The following is a 15105-nucleotide window of genomic DNA, read 5'->3' as shown; positions in this document are numbered from 1 at the left end:
GGCGACGGGGGCGACGAAGGACGGGCCGTGTCCCGCGTCGGGGCGTGGCCCGTCTTCGTACCGCCGTCAGTCCGGTCGGGGAAGCAGGCGCCGGCTCAGAAGAAGACCCCGCACCGCAGCAGGACGTTCGCGTACGGCCGGGCCTCCCCGGTCCGTACGACCAGGCGGGCGCCCGCCGTGAGCGCCTTCAGGTCGTCGTGGAGAACCAGTTCCAGGCGGGGGAAGTGGCCGTCCAGAAGGGCGGCGGCCTCCGGATTGGCTTGGCGGATCTCCAGGGCGGCTGTCGCGCCCTCCACCGCCAGCTCGTCGAGCAGTCCCTCCAGCACCTCGGCGAACGAGGGCGTCCCGGCGCGGAAGGCCAGGTCGACGAGGCGGGGGCCCGGGGGGATCGGCATACCGGCGTCACAGACCAGCACACCGTCGCCGTGGCCGAGTTCGGCGATCGCACCCGCCAGGTGGCGGTTGAGGATGCCCGACTTCTTCACAGCGCGTCCACCTCCTCCAGCGTCGGGAACGACTCCTGCGCCCCGCGCGCCGTGACCGCCGCCGCACCCACCCGGACCGCGAACGCCGCCGCCTCCCGCAGGTCGTCGCCGCGGCCGAGCCGCCAGGCCAGGGCGGCGGTGAACGCGTCCCCGGCCCCGGTCGTGTCGAGGGCGTCGACCTTCGGGCCGACCAGGTGGTCCAGGGAATCAGCGCGGCGGTCCGCCACCAAGGCCCCGGCGGCGCCCAGAGTGATCACGACCGAGCGCGGCCCGAGCGCGAGCAGAGCCGTGGCCCAGTCGTGCGGGGTCGCCCCCGCGTCCTCGCCCAGGATGTACCGCGCCTCGTGCTCGTTCACCACCAGCGGGTCGCAGGCGGCCAGCACCTCGGCGGGGAGCGGGGCGGGCGGCGACGGGTTGAGGACGAGGCGGGTGTCCGCCCCCCGGCCGCGTACCGTCTCGGCCACCGTGTCGAGCGGGATCTCCAGCTGTACGGAGATCACCCGGGCGGCGGCCAGCAGCGGGGCCGCCGCCCGGACGTCCTCGGGTGTGAGCCGTCCGTTGGCCCCCGGCGAGACCACGATGCTGTTGTCGCCCGAGGGGTCGACGGTGATCAGGGCGACCCCTGTGGGCGCCCCGCCCACCAGGACGCCGCCCGTGTCCACGCCCGCCGCGCGCTGGGTCTCCAGCAGCAGCCGTCCGTGGTCGTCGTCGCCGACCCGGGCGAGCAGCGCCGTCCTGGCGCCGAGGCGGGCGGCGGCCAGCGACTGGTTGGCGCCCTTGCCTCCGGGGTGGACGGCCAGGTCGGAGCCGAGGACCGTCTCGCCGGGCGCGGGGCGGCGCTCGACGCCGATCACCAGGTCGGCGTTGGCCGACCCGACGACCAGCAGGTCGTACCGGTCGTCGGGGGCGTTGTCGTGCATGCGTGCTTCCTGCTCTCGTCGGTCCGCCGGTCGACAGGGCGGCTCACGGGGTGGGTTCAGGAGAAGTCGGCGACGTTGTCCCGGGTGACCACCTTGACCGGGACCTTCACCGTGCTTTCGACCTTCTCGTCCTTCGCGGCCTTCACGGCGTTGCGCACCGCGATCTTGCCCAGTTCGGCGGGCTGTTGGGCCACCGACGCGTAGAGCGTGCCGGCCTCGACCGCCTTCAGGCCGTCCGGGGTCCCGTCGAAGCCGACGACCGGAACGGACTTCCCGGCCTTGGCGCCGAGTGCCTTGACCGCGCCGAGGGCCATCTCGTCGTTCTCCGCGAAGACGCCGGTGATGCCGGGGTGCGACTGGATGAGGTTCGTCATGACGTCCAGGCCCTTGGTGCGGTCGAAGTCCGCGGGCTGCTTGGCGACCACCTTGATGTCCGGGTACGCCTTGAGTCCCTCGGCGAAACCGGCCCCGCGCTCGCGGCTGGCGGAGGTGCCCGCCGTGCCCTGGAGGATGACGATGCTGCCCTTGCCTCCGAGCTTGTCCGCCAGGGTGTCGGCGGCGAGCTTGCCGCCCGCCACGTTGTCCGAGGCGACCAGCGTGGCGGTGTCCGCCTTGTTGACGCCCCGGTCGGCGGCGATCACCGGAATGTCCGCCTTGTTGGCGCTGCGGACGCCGGGTCCGACGGCGTCCGAGTCCACCGGGTTGACGATGATCGAGGAGAAGCCCGAACTTGTGAAGTTCTGAAGCTGGTTGGCCTGCTGGGAGGCGTCGTTCTGGGCGTCGGTGACGGTGAGGTCGATGCCCGCCTTCTCCGCCTCTGCCTGCGCGCCCTCCTTCATCTGCACGAAGAAGGGGTTGTTGAGCGTGGAGAGGGACATGCCGACCCTGGTCGTGCCGCCGGACGAGCCGGAGTTGAAGAAGGAGACGGCGCTGACGACGACGGCCACGCAGAGTGCCGCCCCGGCGAGCTTGAGCGCTCCCCTGCGGCCGGACCCGGGTGCGCCGGGTGCGGCGCCCGCCGAGGAGGACGCTCCCGAACCGGCCTTGCGGCGCAGCGTGTCGAGCAGGACGGCGAGCGCGATGACGACGCCGATGACGACCTGCTGCCAGAACGCCGATACGGAGAGGAGGTTGAGCCCGTTGCGGAGGACGGCGAGGATGAGCGCGCCGATCAGGGTGCCGGACGCCTTGCCGACGCCGCCGGCGAGGCTGGCTCCGCCGATGACGACGGCGGCGATGGCGTCGAGTTCGTACCCCTGGGCGGCCTGCGGCTGGGCGGAGACCAGACGCGAGGCCAGGACGATGCCCGCGACGGCGGCGAAGAGGCCGGACAGCGCGTAGATGACGATCTTCTGGCGCTTCACGCGGAGCCCGGAGAGCCGGGCCGCTTCCTCGTTGCCGCCGATCGCGTACATCGAGCGGCCGATGAACGTGCGGCCGAGGATCAGTGCGGTGATCAGACCCATCGCGATCATCACGAGGACCGGTACGGGGAGCCGGCCGCCGAGCGTGTCACCGAGCACCGAGACCGATTCGGGGAAGGCGATCGGGCTGCCCTGCGAGATGACGAGGGAGAGGCCGCGGGCGACCGAGAGCATCGCCAACGTGGCGATGAACGGCGGGAGTTTGCCGTACGAGACGAGAGCGCCGTTCACGAAGCCGCAGGCGATGCCCGTGACGATCGCGAGCACGACCGCCAGGACGACGGGAACACCCGCCGAGGTCGCGGACCAGGCGAGGACCGTCGCGGACAGGGCGGCCACCGAACCGACGGACAGGTCGATGCCCGCCGAGACGATGACGAAGGTGACGCCGAACGCGAGGATCGCGGTGACGGCCGCCTGGACGCCGACGTTCAGCAGGTTCTGGGTGGTCAGGAAGTCGCCGGAGAGCAGCGACATCGCCACCACCAGGACGACCAGGGCGCTGAGCGCGCCGTTGTCGAGCAGGATGCGGCGTATCACGGAGACTCCACCCGTTCCCGTGTCACTCTTGGCTGTCTCAGTGGCCACGGGGGCCCTCCTCTTCCTTCTTCGGTGCGGGGTGTTCGGTGGGGGCGGGGGCCTGCGGGGTGGCCGGGGTGCCGACCGCGAGGGCCATCACCGCGTCCTGGGTGGCCTCGTCGGCGGGGAGTTCCCCGGCGATCCGGCCCTGGGCCATGACGAGGACCCGGTCGCTCATGCCGAGGACCTCCGGCAGATCGCTGGAGATCATCAGGACGGCGTGCCCGGAGGCGGTCAGTTCGTTGATGAGCTGGTAGATCTCGACCTTGGCGCCGACGTCGATGCCCCGGGTGGGTTCGTCGAGGATCAGCACCCGGGTGTCGGCCAGCAGCCATTTGCCGATGACGACCTTCTGCTGGTTGCCGCCGGAGAGGGTCCGCACATGCTGGCCGAGGCCGGACATACGGACGCCGAGCTGCTGGGCGATGCGGGCGGCGGCGGTGCGCTGGCCCTTGAGGTCCACGAGCCCGGAGCGGGTCGCGGAACGCAGGGTGACCAGCCCGAGGTTCTCCTGCACGGAGGCGTCCAGGAGAAGGCCCTGGCCCTTGCGGTCCTCCGGTACGAGCCCTATCCCGGCGCCCATCGCGGCGGGTACGTCGTGGCGGACCAGGCGCTCGCCGCGTACGTCGACGGTGCCCGCGTCGTAGGGGTCGGCGCCGAAGACGGCGCGCGCCACCTCCGTACGGCCCGCCCCGACGAGGCCGGCGAGGCCGACGACCTCACCGGCGTGCACGTCGAAGCTGATGTCGTGGAAGACGCCGTCCCGGGTGAGTCCGCGCACGGACAGCAACGCGTCGCCGGCACGCGGCCGTTCGCGCGGGTACTGCTGCTCGATGCTGCGCCCGACCATGAGCCGGACGAGTTCGTCCTCGGGGGTCGACGCGGGGACCCGGTCGACGCTGCGGCCGTCGCGGAGGACGGTGACGCGGTCACCCAGCGCGGCGATCTCCTCCAGGTGGTGGGTGATGAAGACGATCCCGACACCGTCCTCGCGCAGTTGGCGGACGATCGCGAAGAGCTTGTCGACCTCCTCGGAGGTGAGCACGGCCGTCGGCTCGTCCATGATCAGAACCCGGGCCTCCAGGCTCAGCGCCTTGGCGATCTCCACCATCTGGAGCCGAGCGATGCCCAGTTCACGGACCTTGACGTCGGGGCGCACGCTGACGCCGACCCGGCGCAGCAGCTTCTCCGCGTCCTGTCGCATCCGGCGGTGATCGATGAGTCCGAAGCGGCGCGGCTGGCGGCCCAGGAAGATGTTCTCGGCGACGGTGAGGTCGGGTACGAGGTTGAACTCCTGGTAGATGGTGGCGATTCCGAGCCGTTCGGCGTCCTGGGCGCCTTCGATGCGCACCTCGCGCCCCTCGGCCAGGATGCGGCCGTGGTCGGGGCGGTAGGCGCCGGAGAGCATCTTGATGAGGGTGCTCTTGCCCGCGCCGTTCTCGCCGAGCAGGACATGGACCTCGCCCCGGCGGAGGTCGAAGTCGACGTTGTCGAGCGCCACCACGCCGGGGAAGGTCTTGCGCAGACCTTCGATGCGCAGCAACTCGTCTGGTGCGGCCACCAGTTGCTTGTCCGGTGCGGTCACCGGTCGCTCCTCTGGTTCGATGCGGCCCCGCCGCACGAGCGGCGTACGACGAGGCGGGCGGGCAGGGTGACGGACTGCGGGGTCCGCCCTTCGATGCTGTCGGCCAGGGCGCGCACCGCGGCCCGTGCCAGGTCGGCGGTCGGCTGGGCGATGGCGGTGACCGGCGGGTCGGTGTGGACGAACCACGGGATGTCGTCGAAGGCCGCGAGCGCGATGTCGTCGGGGACCCGCAGCCCTCGGGCCCGGATCGCGTCCAGCGCTCCCAGGGCCATCAGGTTGTCGGCGGCGAACACCACCTCGGGCGGTTCGGCCAGGGCGAGGAAGCCCTCGGTGGCCCGCCGGCCGCTGGCCGCCTGGAAGTCGCCCTGGCCGATGTAGGCGTCGGGCAGGGCGAGCCCGAGCTCCCGCATCGCGTCCCGGAACGCCTCGACGCGCTCGTTGCCGGTGGTGGTGGCCGCGGGCCCGGCGATGATGGCGAGCCGGCGGTGACCGAGGCCGTGCAGATGCGTGACGAGGTCCTTGACGGCGCCCGTACCGTCGGCCCGGACGACGGGGACGTCGATCCCGGGGATCCAGCGGTCGACGAAGACCATCGGGGTGCCGCTTTCGGCCACTTCCCGCATCAGCGGGGAGCCGCCGTCGGCGGGCGAGACGAGGAGCCCGTCGATCCTGCGGTCGATGAGCGTGCGGATGTGGTGGTCCTGCAGCTCGGGCCGCTCGTCGGCGTTGCCGATGATGACGCTGTAGCCGAGCGCGCGGGCCTCCTCCTCGACGAAGCGGGCCAGCTCGGTGAAGTACGGGTTGAGCACATCACTGATGACCAGGCCGAGGGTGCGGGTCTGCGCGGTGCGCAGCGAGCGGGCCACCGCGTTCGGCCGGTAGCCGAGTGCCTCGACGGCGGCGAGGACGCGACTGCGCGCCTCCGCGCTGACGGACGGGTGGCCGTTCAGCACGCGCGACACCGTGGCGACGGACACACCCGCCTCGGCCGCGACATCCTTGATGCCTGCCATGTCCGGACCACCTCCTTGTGGATTCCGTACACCTCGAAACCCTGGCGCCGACCGGTGCCGGACCGGTGGCACGAAGCCATGGAATCGATTACACGGATGATTGGAATCGATTACATGGCCAAAAACAAGCCCCCCTCCCGCGTCCGAGACCGGATCGTGACGGGAGGGGGGCGGAGGGGCCGGTCAGTCCTTCCGGTGCATCAGCCGCTCTCACCCCGTCGCTGGGCGTCACGGCCTTCGCGCCCGGTAGCCCCGAGGTCGAGGTGCTCCGCGGACCGGCGTTCCTCGTCGGTCCACTTCCGGGTGTCGCGCGGCTCGACGTACGGTTCCTCGTCGGCGGGCCGGCCGCTCACGACCGATCGTTCCCGGGCCGTCTCCGCGTCGAACTCGAGGCCCAGAAGGACCGCCAGGTTCGTGATCCACAACCAGACGAGAAAGATGATGACTCCGGCGAGAGTCCCGTAGGTCTTGTTGTAAGAGCCGAAGTTGGCCACGTAGAACGCGAAGCCCGCCGAGGCGGCCATCCAGATCAGCAGGGCCAGCAGACTGCCCAGCGACACGAACCGGAAACCGCGGCCCTTGGCGTTCGGGGCGGCCCAGTACAGGATCGCCAGCATGGCGGCCACCAGCACCACGAGGACCGGCCACTTGGCGATGGACCAGACGGTCATCGCGGTGTCGCCCATCCCCAGTGCCGTTCCGATCTGCCGGGCGATACCTCCGGAGAGCACGACGATCAGCGCGCTGACACAGGCGAGGACCATCAGCACCAGGGTCAGCCCCACGCGCACCGGCAGCACCTTCCAGGCCGGGCGGCCCTCCGGCATGTCGTAGACGGCGTTGGAGGAGCGGATGAAGGCGGCGATGTATCCGGAGGCGGACCACAGAGCGCCCAGCAGGCCGACGACGGCCAGCACGGAACTGGTCCCACCGCTGGACTGGAGCTGCGTCACCGCGTTGGTCAGCACATCACGGGCCGAACCGGGCGCGAGCTTCTGGATGTTGTCCAGGACAGTGCGGGTGGCCGAATCGCCCGCGATGCCGAGCAGGGCGACGAGCACCAGCAGGGCGGGGAAGAGCGCGAGAATGCCGTAGTAGGTCAAACCCGCGGCCCTGTCGGGCAGTTCGTCTCGTTTGAACTCCTTGACCGTGCGCTTCAGCACGTGGGCCCAGGACCTTCGGGAAATGTCTGCGGGGGAGTCGGGAGTTTTGCCGGTCTGCTTCATCAGGTGCACCCCACTCATGCGGAGGAGCGCCGCGACGATCACATGTGCGCGGCGCGCGGGCTGGTCCGGAACGAGCGGCTTCGCACGACGGGTCGGCCGCGCTCGGTGAAGGGGCGCGGCGAGCGCCCCCTCCCGTGGCGTGGGCGCTCAGCCCGGTCGGCGGTCTGCCTGGTCGCGTGCGTCCCGGGCGGCGTCCTGGCCGACCTCCCGCAGTCCGGTGGCCGCTTCCTGACCCGAGTCCCGGGCCTGCTGCTTCGTGGCCTGCGCCGCGTCCCGGGCCGTGCTCTTCACCGACTCCACGGCTTCCGCGGCCGGTTCGCGCATCCCTTCCTTCAGCTCCTGCGCCGCCTCCTGGGCGGTCTGCTTGACGGGTTGGAGCAGTTCGTCCGAGTGCTCGCGCACCCGGGCGCCGAGCCGTTCCTCCGCCGCCGAGGGCGGCAGGAGGGCTGCGGCGAGCATGCCGGCGCCGAAGGCCATGACGCCGGCCGCGAGGGGGCTGCCCTGCGTCTGCCTGGCCACCCGCTGCGGTGCCTCGCGTGCGGAACGGCCCACTTCGTCCGCCGTACGGCGGACGGCGTCGCCGGCCTCTCCGGCGCGCTCGGCGAGCTCCTGCGCCTGGCGGCCGGGCTGTACGTCCGTGGTGCGGTCGACGCTCCCCATCACACGCTCCTTGACACCGGTCAGCCGGGACTGCGCGGCCTCTGCCTTGCGCCGGGCCACACGCCGGGGCGCCGCCCGGTCCGCGAGGCGGTCGACGTTGTGGGCCAACCGCGCCCGGGTGTCGTCGACTTCGGCCTTCAGTTCGTCGGGTTCCGTGCCCATGAGGCATCCTCCTTCAGCGTTTGGGCGGTCCGTTCGGGCTTGACCTGTACCGCGCGCAGGCGTTTGCGCCCGGACACGAAGAGGACAGCGCCCACCAGGGCCCACACCGCGGTCACGATGAGTGCCGCCCAGGCGAGGTCGACCAGGTGTGCCAGTCCGAAGATCGCGGTCAGGCTGCCCAGCAACAGCACCAGGTGCCCGGCGTATCCGGAACCGGCGAGCATGCCGGCCGCCTTGCCGGCCTTGGTCGCCTCCTGCTTGATCTCGGCTTTCGCCAGTTCGATCTCGCTGCGGACGAGCCGGCTCAGGTCGTCGCCGATCTCGCCGACCAGCTCTCCGACGGAAGGGTCCTGCGACGGGGCCCGGGTGGCGCCGGACGAACCGGACTCCTGCCGGGCGGTGACTTTCTGCGAAGAGGGAGTGGCCATGGATCAGCCCCCCTTACGGCTGTCGCGGGTCGGGGTTCGGGAGTGGGTCACTCACCGGCAACGGCCCGGGCGACGAGACCGCTCCGCCGTAGGACGGTGAGCGCCGGGCCGGCTCGTAGGAGTCCGCGAACCGCGTCCCGCCGCCGAGCCTGTCCGCCGCGGCCCGGTCGGACCCGTCGGGCTCGCCGACGGCCGGGGCGGGCAAGCCGGCACCGCGGTCGTCGTCGGCAGACGGCGTGGCCGCTCCCTCGTCGCTCGCGGCGGAGATTCCCTTACTGAGGCGGGCGGTCGCGAACCCGGCGAGCGCGGCTCCGGCCAGGAACACGCCCGGACGCCGTCGCGCGAAGTCCTGGAGGTCGCTGACCAGCCCCTGCGGGCCCCGGCTCTCCAGCCGGTCCGCGACATCGCGGCCGCGATCGGCTATCTGCCGAACGGCGTCGGTGGCCGGCGAATCCTCCTTGCCGCTCTCCCCCATGTCGCTCAACTCGTCCGCCAGCCGACGGACGTTCCGCGCCAGGCGGCGCGTCTGCGCCTGAGCCTGGTCGTTCACCTGGTCGCGCAGCTCACCGGCGACGTCCCGGGCCCGGGCGGAAGCCTCGCCGGCCATCTCGCCCGCGTGCTGCCCGGCGGCGCCGACGACGTCCGTCGCCTTCTCGCCCACCAGCTCGGCGCCCTCGCCCGCTCTCGCTTGCGCCGTCTGCTTCACAGCCGCGGCCGTATCCTCGTTCGGACGGTTTCCACCGTTGAAGTCACTCAACGTTCCTCCTCGGTCGTCGCGTACGGGTTGGTGGATGCGAGTACCCCCTTTTCTGCGATGAACCACGCTCCGGTGCGGCAATACCGACAAAATATGTCGATTGAGCGGATTCATGAGGAGAAGGATCCGGGCCGGGCCACGACAGGCGGTCACGCATCGCACGCGCACATTCACCCGACGTCATATCCGCGCGGCGGGAAGCACAGGGGCACGCGGGGGCGGAAACGCAAAAGACCCCAGATCAACTGGGGTCTTCGCTGGTGTCCGAGGGGGGACTTGAACCCCCACGCCCGATAAAGGGCACTAGCACCTCAAGCTAGCGCGTCTGCCATTCCGCCACCCGGACAAGGTGTCTGCCGTTCGCGGTGTGTTCCCCGCGGCGACATGGAAAACAATACCAGGGGTTCGGCGCGCCTTTCACCCGCATATCCGGTGGTCAGTGCGGTGCGGCGTGCCGGTGGGGCCTCGACCTCCCCGGTCCGCGGAGGTCGCGGGGCTACCTTCGCGTCCATGAGTGTTCGCGGCTACCGCCGGCCCCGTCCGCTGTCCCCTCTGCGCGAGCATCTGCGCGACACGTTCTGGTCGGCCCCGACCATCGGGTTCGTCTGCGTGTTCGCGCTGTGGTTGGTCGCCACCGAACTGGACGACGCGATCGTCGCGCTGCTCCAGCGGGAGGAGGCGTACGACGAGCTCGGCGAGCTGATCGCGTTCTCGCAGGACGCGAAGACGATCGTCACGACGATCAGCTCGGCGATGATGACGTTCATCGGTGTCGTGTTCAGCATCTCGCTGGTCGCGGTGCAGATGGCCAGCGGCCAGCTGACGCCGCGGGTGGTGCGGATCTTCGTCAGGAGCCGGATCAGCAAGCTCACGCTGACGGTGTTCCTGGCGACGTTCCTCTTCTCGCTGCTGGTCCTCTCCTCGTACGAGAGCGAGACCGACCCGCGCCGGGTGGTCTCGGTCCCGTTGGTGCAGAGCCTGCTCATCCTGGTGCTGCTCGGGCTGAGTCTGCTGCTCTTCGTCGTCTACGTGAGCGCGACGCTGCGGCTGATGCAGGTGGGGCCGGTCCTCGACAGGATCGCGCGCGACTCGTTCCGGGTGCTGGGCCGGATGCCGAGGGGGCCGGGGGACGACGACGGCCCGGGGCCGGAAACCGGACGGGTGACGCACGAGGGGCGGGCCGGAGTGCTGCGGGACGTGAATACGGCGCGGCTGGTCCGGGCCGCGCGCCGGCAGGACGTCGTCCTGCGGCTCATTCCCCGTATCGGGGACTTCGTGGTGCCGGGGACGCCGGTGCTCGCCGTCCACGGCGGGTCCGTGCCGCCGCGGCGCCGGCTGCGGTACGCGGTCTCCGTCTCGGTGGAGCGCACCCTGCACCAGGATCTGGCGTTCGGGCTGCGTCAGCTGGCGGACATCGCGCTGCGGGCGCTGTCGACGTCCGTGAACGATCCGACCACCGCCGTGCAGTGCCTGGACCGGATCGTGCAGTTCCTCGCGGCCGTGGCGCACCTGCCGCTCGGCGCCGTCCACCACCGGGACCGGGCCGGGCGGGTGCGCCTGGTGCAGGACGGTCCGGGGTGGGACGACCTGGTCGACCTCGCCTTCGAGGAGATCCGGTGGTGTGTCGCCGGGAGCCCCCAGGTGACGCGCCGGCTGATGGCGGGGCTGGACGATCTCCTGCTGCTCGTCCCCGAGGACCGGAAGAAATCGCTGGTCAGGCATCGTGAGCTGCTCGTCCAGACCGTGGAGCGGACGGTGCCGGTGGCCGCCGACCGGGAGTTCGCCCTGCGTCCGGACCGGCAGGGCATCGGCTAGGGCATGCCCGGCGGATCAGCGCCGGACAGGCCGCGGCGTCCGGTGCGGTGCGTCGCAAGGCGCGGAAACGTCCTCATCGCGGAGCGATTCGGACGTCTCGGCAACGCCGCGAGGGATGGGGCCTCCCCTTCTCGACCGAAGCCGAGAGCTTGGGGAAGTGCCAGGCGTCGCGGACCCGGTCAGGATCCGCCGGACACGCCCTGAGGGCGGCGATGCGGCCCGGTCCCGCCGCCCGGTCCGCCGGAGAGACTCCGGCGGACCGGGTCGCACGCGTCAGTCGCCGCAGCGGCCCTCGCGCAGGGAGTGCAGGTGCTCGCTCGACTTGCGGGCGAAGGCGAGCGACTGAACCGGGTTGTCGTGCTCGGTCTGCCAGTGGTGGTACGTCCGGCCCCGGTGGGTCCGGCCCGTGACCTCGGACAGGAACGTCTTGTAGTCGATGTCCCCGTCGCCGACGTCGGACATGCGGTAGCCGTCGCGTGTCGTCTCGTCGCGGACGCCGTCCTTGACGTGGAACAGCGGGTAGCGGTCCGGGTTCTTCAGGACGTACCTCAGCGGGTCGAGCGGGGCCGGGCTGCCGTCCACGCGCTTGCTGAAGCGGAACCGGGCGCAGTACGCCCAGTAGATGTCCATCTCCAGGTAGACGAGGTCCGGGTCGGTCTCGGCGAGCAACACGTCGTAGAGGCGTACGCGCGGCTGGTCGGTCGCGAAGGAGAACTCCTCGGCGTGGTTGTGCTGGTAGAACTTCATACCGCGCTCGCGGGCGGCCGCCCCGTACGTGTTGAAGTCCTCCGCCGCCCGCTTCCAGCCGTCGACCGTGGTTCCGTAGCGGAAGGGGCCCGAAGCCGTGCCGATGTGCTTGAGGCCGAGGGCCTGGGCGTCGTCCAGGACCTTCTCCAGGTTCTGGGCGAAGGTGTAGGCGCCGGGGTTGTCGTCGTCGTAGTAGCCGACGTGGCTGCCGATCGGGTTGAGGCCGTGGTCGCGGGCCAGCCCCTTGAGCTGGGCCAGGGTGATGGCTCCGGCCGAGCCCTGGGTGTAGCCGGCGAACTCGATCTCGTCGTAGCCGTACTTCTCCAGCTCGGTGAAGACCGGGCCGAAGCCGAGCGTGGAGACCTGGTCGCGCAGGCTGTAGAGCTGGATGCCGAGGCGGCCGGGCGGCAGGACGGGCTTGCCCCTGCCGTGCCCGTGGCCATGTCCGTGGCCGTGGCCCTTGCCGTGTCCCTGACCGCGGTCGTGGCTGTCGGCCCGGGCGCTCGCCGTGCCGATGATCGTGGCGGCGGTGGCTCCGGCGGCGACACCGAGGATGTCGCGGCGGCTCAGTCTGCGGGCGAGTTCGGTGTCCTTGGAGGTGCGGCTCATGTTCGCGTGACTCCCTTGGGTGACCTGGTGGGTTGGGGTGCGGATGTGCGCGGTGCGGTGCCGGGGCGTTGTCAGTGCAGTCCGGCAAGCTGGAGGAGCAGGGACTTCACTTCGGTGGCCCTGACCCGTTCGGTGAAGGCGTGGGGGGTGGAGCAGAGGATGAGCGGACCTTCGTCGTCGCTCTCGGGGAGGCGGCCGTGGCTGCCGCGAACAGGTGAGGGGTCCAGGGGGACGACCGCCATGCGGTAGCGCAGGCCGAGCTTCTTGCGGGCGACCGCCGAGACGGCCTTGACCCGGACGTAGGGGTCCTGGGGGTCCATGAAGAGCTCGACGGGGTCGTAGCCGGGCTTGCGGTGGATCTCGACGAGCTGCGCGAAGTCGGGGGCGTGGGCGTCGTCGAGCCAGTAGTAGTACGTGAACCAGGCGTCCTTCTCCGCGACGGCGACCAGTTCGCCGGAGCGGGGGTGATCCAGGTGGTGCGCCTTCTTGCCCTCGTCGTCGAGGAGCTGCTCGATGCCCGGCAGGTCCGCGAGGGCCGCCCGGGTCGCCTCCAGGTCCTCGGGACGGCGTACGTAGATGTGGGCGAGCTGGTGGTCGGCGACGGCGAAGGCCCGGGAGGTCATCGGGTCCAGGTATTCCATGCCGTCCTGGGTGTGGACCTCCAGCAGGCCCGCCCGGCGCAGCGCGCGGTTGATGTCGACGGGGCGGTCGACGCGGGTGATGCCGTATTCGGAGAGTGCGACGACGGTGCGTCCCTCGGCGCGGGCGTCGGCCAGCAGCGGGGCCATGGCCCGGTCGAGGTCGGCGGCGGCCCGGTGGGAGCGGGGGTCGTCGGGGCCGTAGCGCTGGAGGTCGTAGTCCAGGTGCGGCAGGTAGCAGAGGGCGAGGTCCGGGGTGCGGGTGGCGATGATGTGGCGGGTGGCGTCGATGATCCACCGGGAGGAGGTGAGGTCGGCTCCGGGGCCCCAGAAGTGGAAGAGGGGGAAGGTGCCGAGTTCGCCGGTCAGTTCGTCGTGCAGGGCCGGGGGCCTGGTGTAGCAGTCGGGTTCCTTGCGGCCGTCGGCGTAGTAGACGGGGCGCGGGGTGACCGTCCAGTCGGTGTCGGCGCCCATCGCGTACCACCAGCAGATGTTGGCGACGGTGTAGCCGGGGTGGGCGCGGCGGGCCGCGTCCCACAGTTTGTCGCCCTCGACGAGCCCGTTGTGCTGGCGCCACAGCAGGACGTCGCCGAGCTCGCGGAAGTACCAGCCGTTGGCGACGATGCCGTGTTCGGCGGGCATCGTGCCGGTGAGGAAGGTGGACTGGGCGGCGCAGGTGACGGCCGGCAGGACGGTCGAGAGCGGCGCCTTCGTCCCCTGCTCCCCCAGGTTCCGGAGGTTCGGCATGTGGGCCAGGAGCTGGGGGGTGAGACCGACGACGTCGAGGACCAGGAGGGGGGTGGGGCCGCAGGCCGCCCGGCCTGTGCTCGTGCGGCCGGTGGTGCCGGGGTCCTGTGCGGTTCCCGTGTCGGGCGCGCTCATGGCAGCTCCTTGAGGCCGAGGTCGACCAGGAGGTCGCGGGCGAGGGTGAGTTCCGCGGCGATGCCGTCGGCGAGCTGGGTGCGGGTGCGGGGCCGCAGTTCCGGGGGCAGGGCCTGCCAGGTGTACGTCTCCACCTCCAGGTGCCGGGTCAGGGGCGCGGGTCCGCCGACGAGCCGGGTCAGCGTGTCGCGGAGCACGGGCAGCGTCGAGGTCAGCGGGGGCGCCGGGGGTGCGTGCAGCGGTACGTGGAAGTGGGCGCGCCAGGGCGTGCTGTCCGGGAGCGTCCGGCCTGCGACGGCCTCGTCCAGGTCGTCGGTGCCGCGCAGTCCGGCGGCGGTGCTGGTGCGGGTCTGGTGGAGGAAGCGCGGTTCTGCGAACGCGGCGAGCGCGGTGCGGACCTCGGGCAGGTGGGGGTGTTCGGCGTGCAGGGCGGCGGAGAGCTGGGACTTGACGACGCGGACACCGGCGGCCGTGAGCGCGCCGAGTGCGGTGCCGGGGTCCTCGAAGGAGGTGGCGAGGTGGCAGGTGTCGACGCAGACGCCGATGCGGTCGTGACCGATGCCGGTGAGGGGGGCGATGGCGTCGGCGGTGGTCTCCACCGTGCAGCCCGGTTCCGGTTCGAGGCCGACGCGGATGGACTTGCCGGTCAGTTCGGCCAGTGCGTCGAGGCGCTGGGCGAGCGTGGTGAGGGCGGCCCGGGCGGTGCGGGCCGCCTCGGGGTCGCCGTCGTAGGGGGTGCGCCAGGCGAGGGGCAGGGTGGAGATGGTGCCCTCGGTGGTGTCGTCCGGGAGCAGGCCGGCCAGCAGTCGGGCGAGGTCGGTGGTGTGGGCGAGGCGGTCGGGTTCGGTCCAGTCCGGCCGGTAGACCCGGTATTTGACCTCGCCCGATCCGAAGCCTTCGTAGGGGAAGCCGTTGAGGGTGACCACTTCGAGGCCGCGGCTGTCGAGCTCGGCGCGCAGCGCGCGGAGTCCGGCGGGGTCGTTGATCAGGGCGCGGGCGGCGTCCCGGGCGAGCCAGAGGCCGATGCCGAGCCGGTCCCGGCCGAGGCGGCGGCGGACGGGTTCGCAGTGGTCGCGGAGCTGGGCGCGGACGCCGTCCAGGCTTTCCGCGGGGTGGACGTTGGTGCAGTAGGCGAGGTGGACGGTGGAGCCGTCGGGGTGGCGGAAGCGCATGGC

At 71.6% G+C, this 15105-nt stretch carries 13 protein-coding genes and 1 tRNA gene; 1 reads left to right on the top strand and 13 read right to left on the bottom strand.

The genetic code is table 11. The features are described from left to right. Positions 1-95: 95 nt before the first annotated feature. The 10 genes from rbsD to ACIQMU_RS07905 all read right to left on the bottom strand — a co-directional run bounded on the left by rbsD (position 96) and on the right by ACIQMU_RS07905 (position 9585). Positions 96-485 (bottom strand): D-ribose pyranase, encoded by a 390-nt coding sequence (gene rbsD, locus ACIQMU_RS07950; RefSeq protein WP_352238911.1) that lies wholly within the window; start codon positions 483-485, stop codon positions 96-98. Continuing rightward, on the bottom strand, positions 482-1405 hold the full coding sequence (locus ACIQMU_RS07945; RefSeq protein ID WP_352238912.1) for a ribokinase: 924 nt from the start codon (positions 1403-1405) through the stop codon (positions 482-484). The genes rbsD and ACIQMU_RS07945 overlap by 4 nt, the downstream gene beginning before the upstream one ends. Before the next feature lie 56 nt (positions 1406-1461). Next, a complete protein-coding gene (locus ACIQMU_RS07940; protein WP_352238913.1) occupies positions 1462-3417 on the bottom strand; it encodes a substrate-binding domain-containing protein in 1956 nt (651 codons plus the stop codon). Continuing rightward, positions 3407-4993, bottom strand: a complete 1587-nt coding sequence (locus ACIQMU_RS07935) for a sugar ABC transporter ATP-binding protein (protein WP_402688456.1) — start codon at positions 4991-4993, stop codon at positions 3407-3409. The genes ACIQMU_RS07940 and ACIQMU_RS07935 overlap by 11 nt, the downstream gene beginning before the upstream one ends. Further along, positions 4990-6006 (bottom strand): LacI family DNA-binding transcriptional regulator, encoded by a 1017-nt coding sequence (locus tag ACIQMU_RS07930; RefSeq protein ID WP_352238915.1) that lies wholly within the window; start codon positions 6004-6006, stop codon positions 4990-4992. The genes ACIQMU_RS07935 and ACIQMU_RS07930 overlap by 4 nt, the downstream gene beginning before the upstream one ends. Positions 6007-6206: 200 nt before the next feature. Next, positions 6207-7232 carry a YihY/virulence factor BrkB family protein gene (locus tag ACIQMU_RS07925; protein WP_402688580.1) on the bottom strand — a complete coding sequence of 342 codons (1026 nt, stop codon included), beginning with the start codon at positions 7230-7232 and terminating at the stop codon, positions 6207-6209. A 147-nt stretch (positions 7233-7379) separates the two neighbouring features. Continuing rightward, complete coding sequence (locus ACIQMU_RS07920) at positions 7380-8054, bottom strand: DUF3618 domain-containing protein (RefSeq protein ID WP_352238917.1); 675 nt, start codon at positions 8052-8054, stop codon at positions 7380-7382. Further along, the gene (locus tag ACIQMU_RS07915; RefSeq protein ID WP_352238918.1) at positions 8030-8482 is read right to left on the bottom strand and encodes a phage holin family protein; all 453 of its coding nucleotides are present in this window, start codon (positions 8480-8482) and stop codon (positions 8030-8032) included. Before ACIQMU_RS07915 ends, ACIQMU_RS07920 begins: the two co-directional genes overlap by 25 nt. A 13-nt stretch (positions 8483-8495) precedes the next feature. Then, positions 8496-9188, bottom strand: coding sequence for a hypothetical protein (locus ACIQMU_RS07910; protein WP_402688455.1), 693 nt, complete (start codon positions 9186-9188; stop codon positions 8496-8498). 309 nt (positions 9189-9497) lie between these two features. Next, positions 9498-9585: transfer RNA gene (locus tag ACIQMU_RS07905), tRNA-Leu, on the bottom strand. A gap of 164 nt (positions 9586-9749) precedes the next feature. On the opposite strand from ACIQMU_RS07905, the gene ACIQMU_RS07900 reads away from it, so the two are divergent. Next, a complete protein-coding gene (locus ACIQMU_RS07900; protein ID WP_402688454.1) occupies positions 9750-11054 on the top strand; it encodes a DUF2254 domain-containing protein in 1305 nt (434 codons plus the stop codon). Positions 11055-11327: 273 nt separating this feature from the next. Here ACIQMU_RS07900 and ACIQMU_RS07895 read toward each other — a convergent pair whose 3' ends face one another. The 3 genes from ACIQMU_RS07895 to eboE form a co-directional block, all read right to left on the bottom strand. After that, a complete protein-coding gene (locus ACIQMU_RS07895) occupies positions 11328-12410 on the bottom strand; it encodes a sugar phosphate isomerase/epimerase (protein WP_352238921.1) in 1083 nt (360 codons plus the stop codon). Positions 12411-12481: 71 nt separating this feature from the next. Then, positions 12482-13930, bottom strand: coding sequence for a nucleotide pyrophosphatase/phosphodiesterase family protein (locus tag ACIQMU_RS07890; protein ID WP_402688453.1), 1449 nt, complete (start codon positions 13928-13930; stop codon positions 12482-12484). Beyond that, positions 13927-15102: a metabolite traffic protein EboE gene (gene eboE / locus ACIQMU_RS07885; RefSeq protein WP_352238923.1), complete on the bottom strand. Its 1176-nt coding sequence runs from the start codon at positions 15100-15102 to the stop codon at positions 13927-13929. Before eboE ends, ACIQMU_RS07890 begins: the two co-directional genes overlap by 4 nt. Positions 15103-15105 lie beyond the last annotated feature (3 nt).

Source organism: Streptomyces sp. NPDC091649, from assembly GCF_044756785.1.
Taxonomy (GTDB): Bacteria; Actinomycetota; Actinomycetes; order Streptomycetales; family Streptomycetaceae; genus Streptomyces.
This window is presented reverse-complemented; position numbering and strand designations above follow the sequence as displayed.

What these genes read in the sequence shown, in the direction of transcription:
- ACIQMU_RS07945 (WP_352238912.1), bottom strand. Translation starts at nt 1,405, where the DNA reads ATGCACGACAACGCCCCCGACGACCGGTACGACCTGCTGGTCGTCGGG.
- ACIQMU_RS07930 (WP_352238915.1), bottom strand. Translation starts at nt 6,006, where the DNA reads ATGGCAGGCATCAAGGATGTCGCGGCCGAGGCGGGTGTGTCCGTCGCC.
- ACIQMU_RS07925 (WP_402688580.1), bottom strand. Translation starts at nt 7,232, where the DNA reads ATGAAGCAGACCGGCAAAACTCCCGACTCCCCCGCAGACATTTCCCGA.
- ACIQMU_RS07920 (WP_352238917.1), bottom strand. Translation starts at nt 8,054, where the DNA reads ATGGGCACGGAACCCGACGAACTGAAGGCCGAAGTCGACGACACCCGG.
- ACIQMU_RS07915 (WP_352238918.1), bottom strand. Translation starts at nt 8,482, where the DNA reads ATGGCCACTCCCTCTTCGCAGAAAGTCACCGCCCGGCAGGAGTCCGGT.
- ACIQMU_RS07900 (WP_402688454.1), top strand. Translation starts at nt 9,750, where the DNA reads ATGAGTGTTCGCGGCTACCGCCGGCCCCGTCCGCTGTCCCCTCTGCGC.
- ACIQMU_RS07895 (WP_352238921.1), bottom strand. Translation starts at nt 12,410, where the DNA reads ATGAGCCGCACCTCCAAGGACACCGAACTCGCCCGCAGACTGAGCCGC.
- ACIQMU_RS07890 (WP_402688453.1), bottom strand. Translation starts at nt 13,930, where the DNA reads ATGAGCGCGCCCGACACGGGAACCGCACAGGACCCCGGCACCACCGGC.
- eboE (WP_352238923.1), bottom strand. Translation starts at nt 15,102, where the DNA reads ATGCGCTTCCGCCACCCCGACGGCTCCACCGTCCACCTCGCCTACTGC.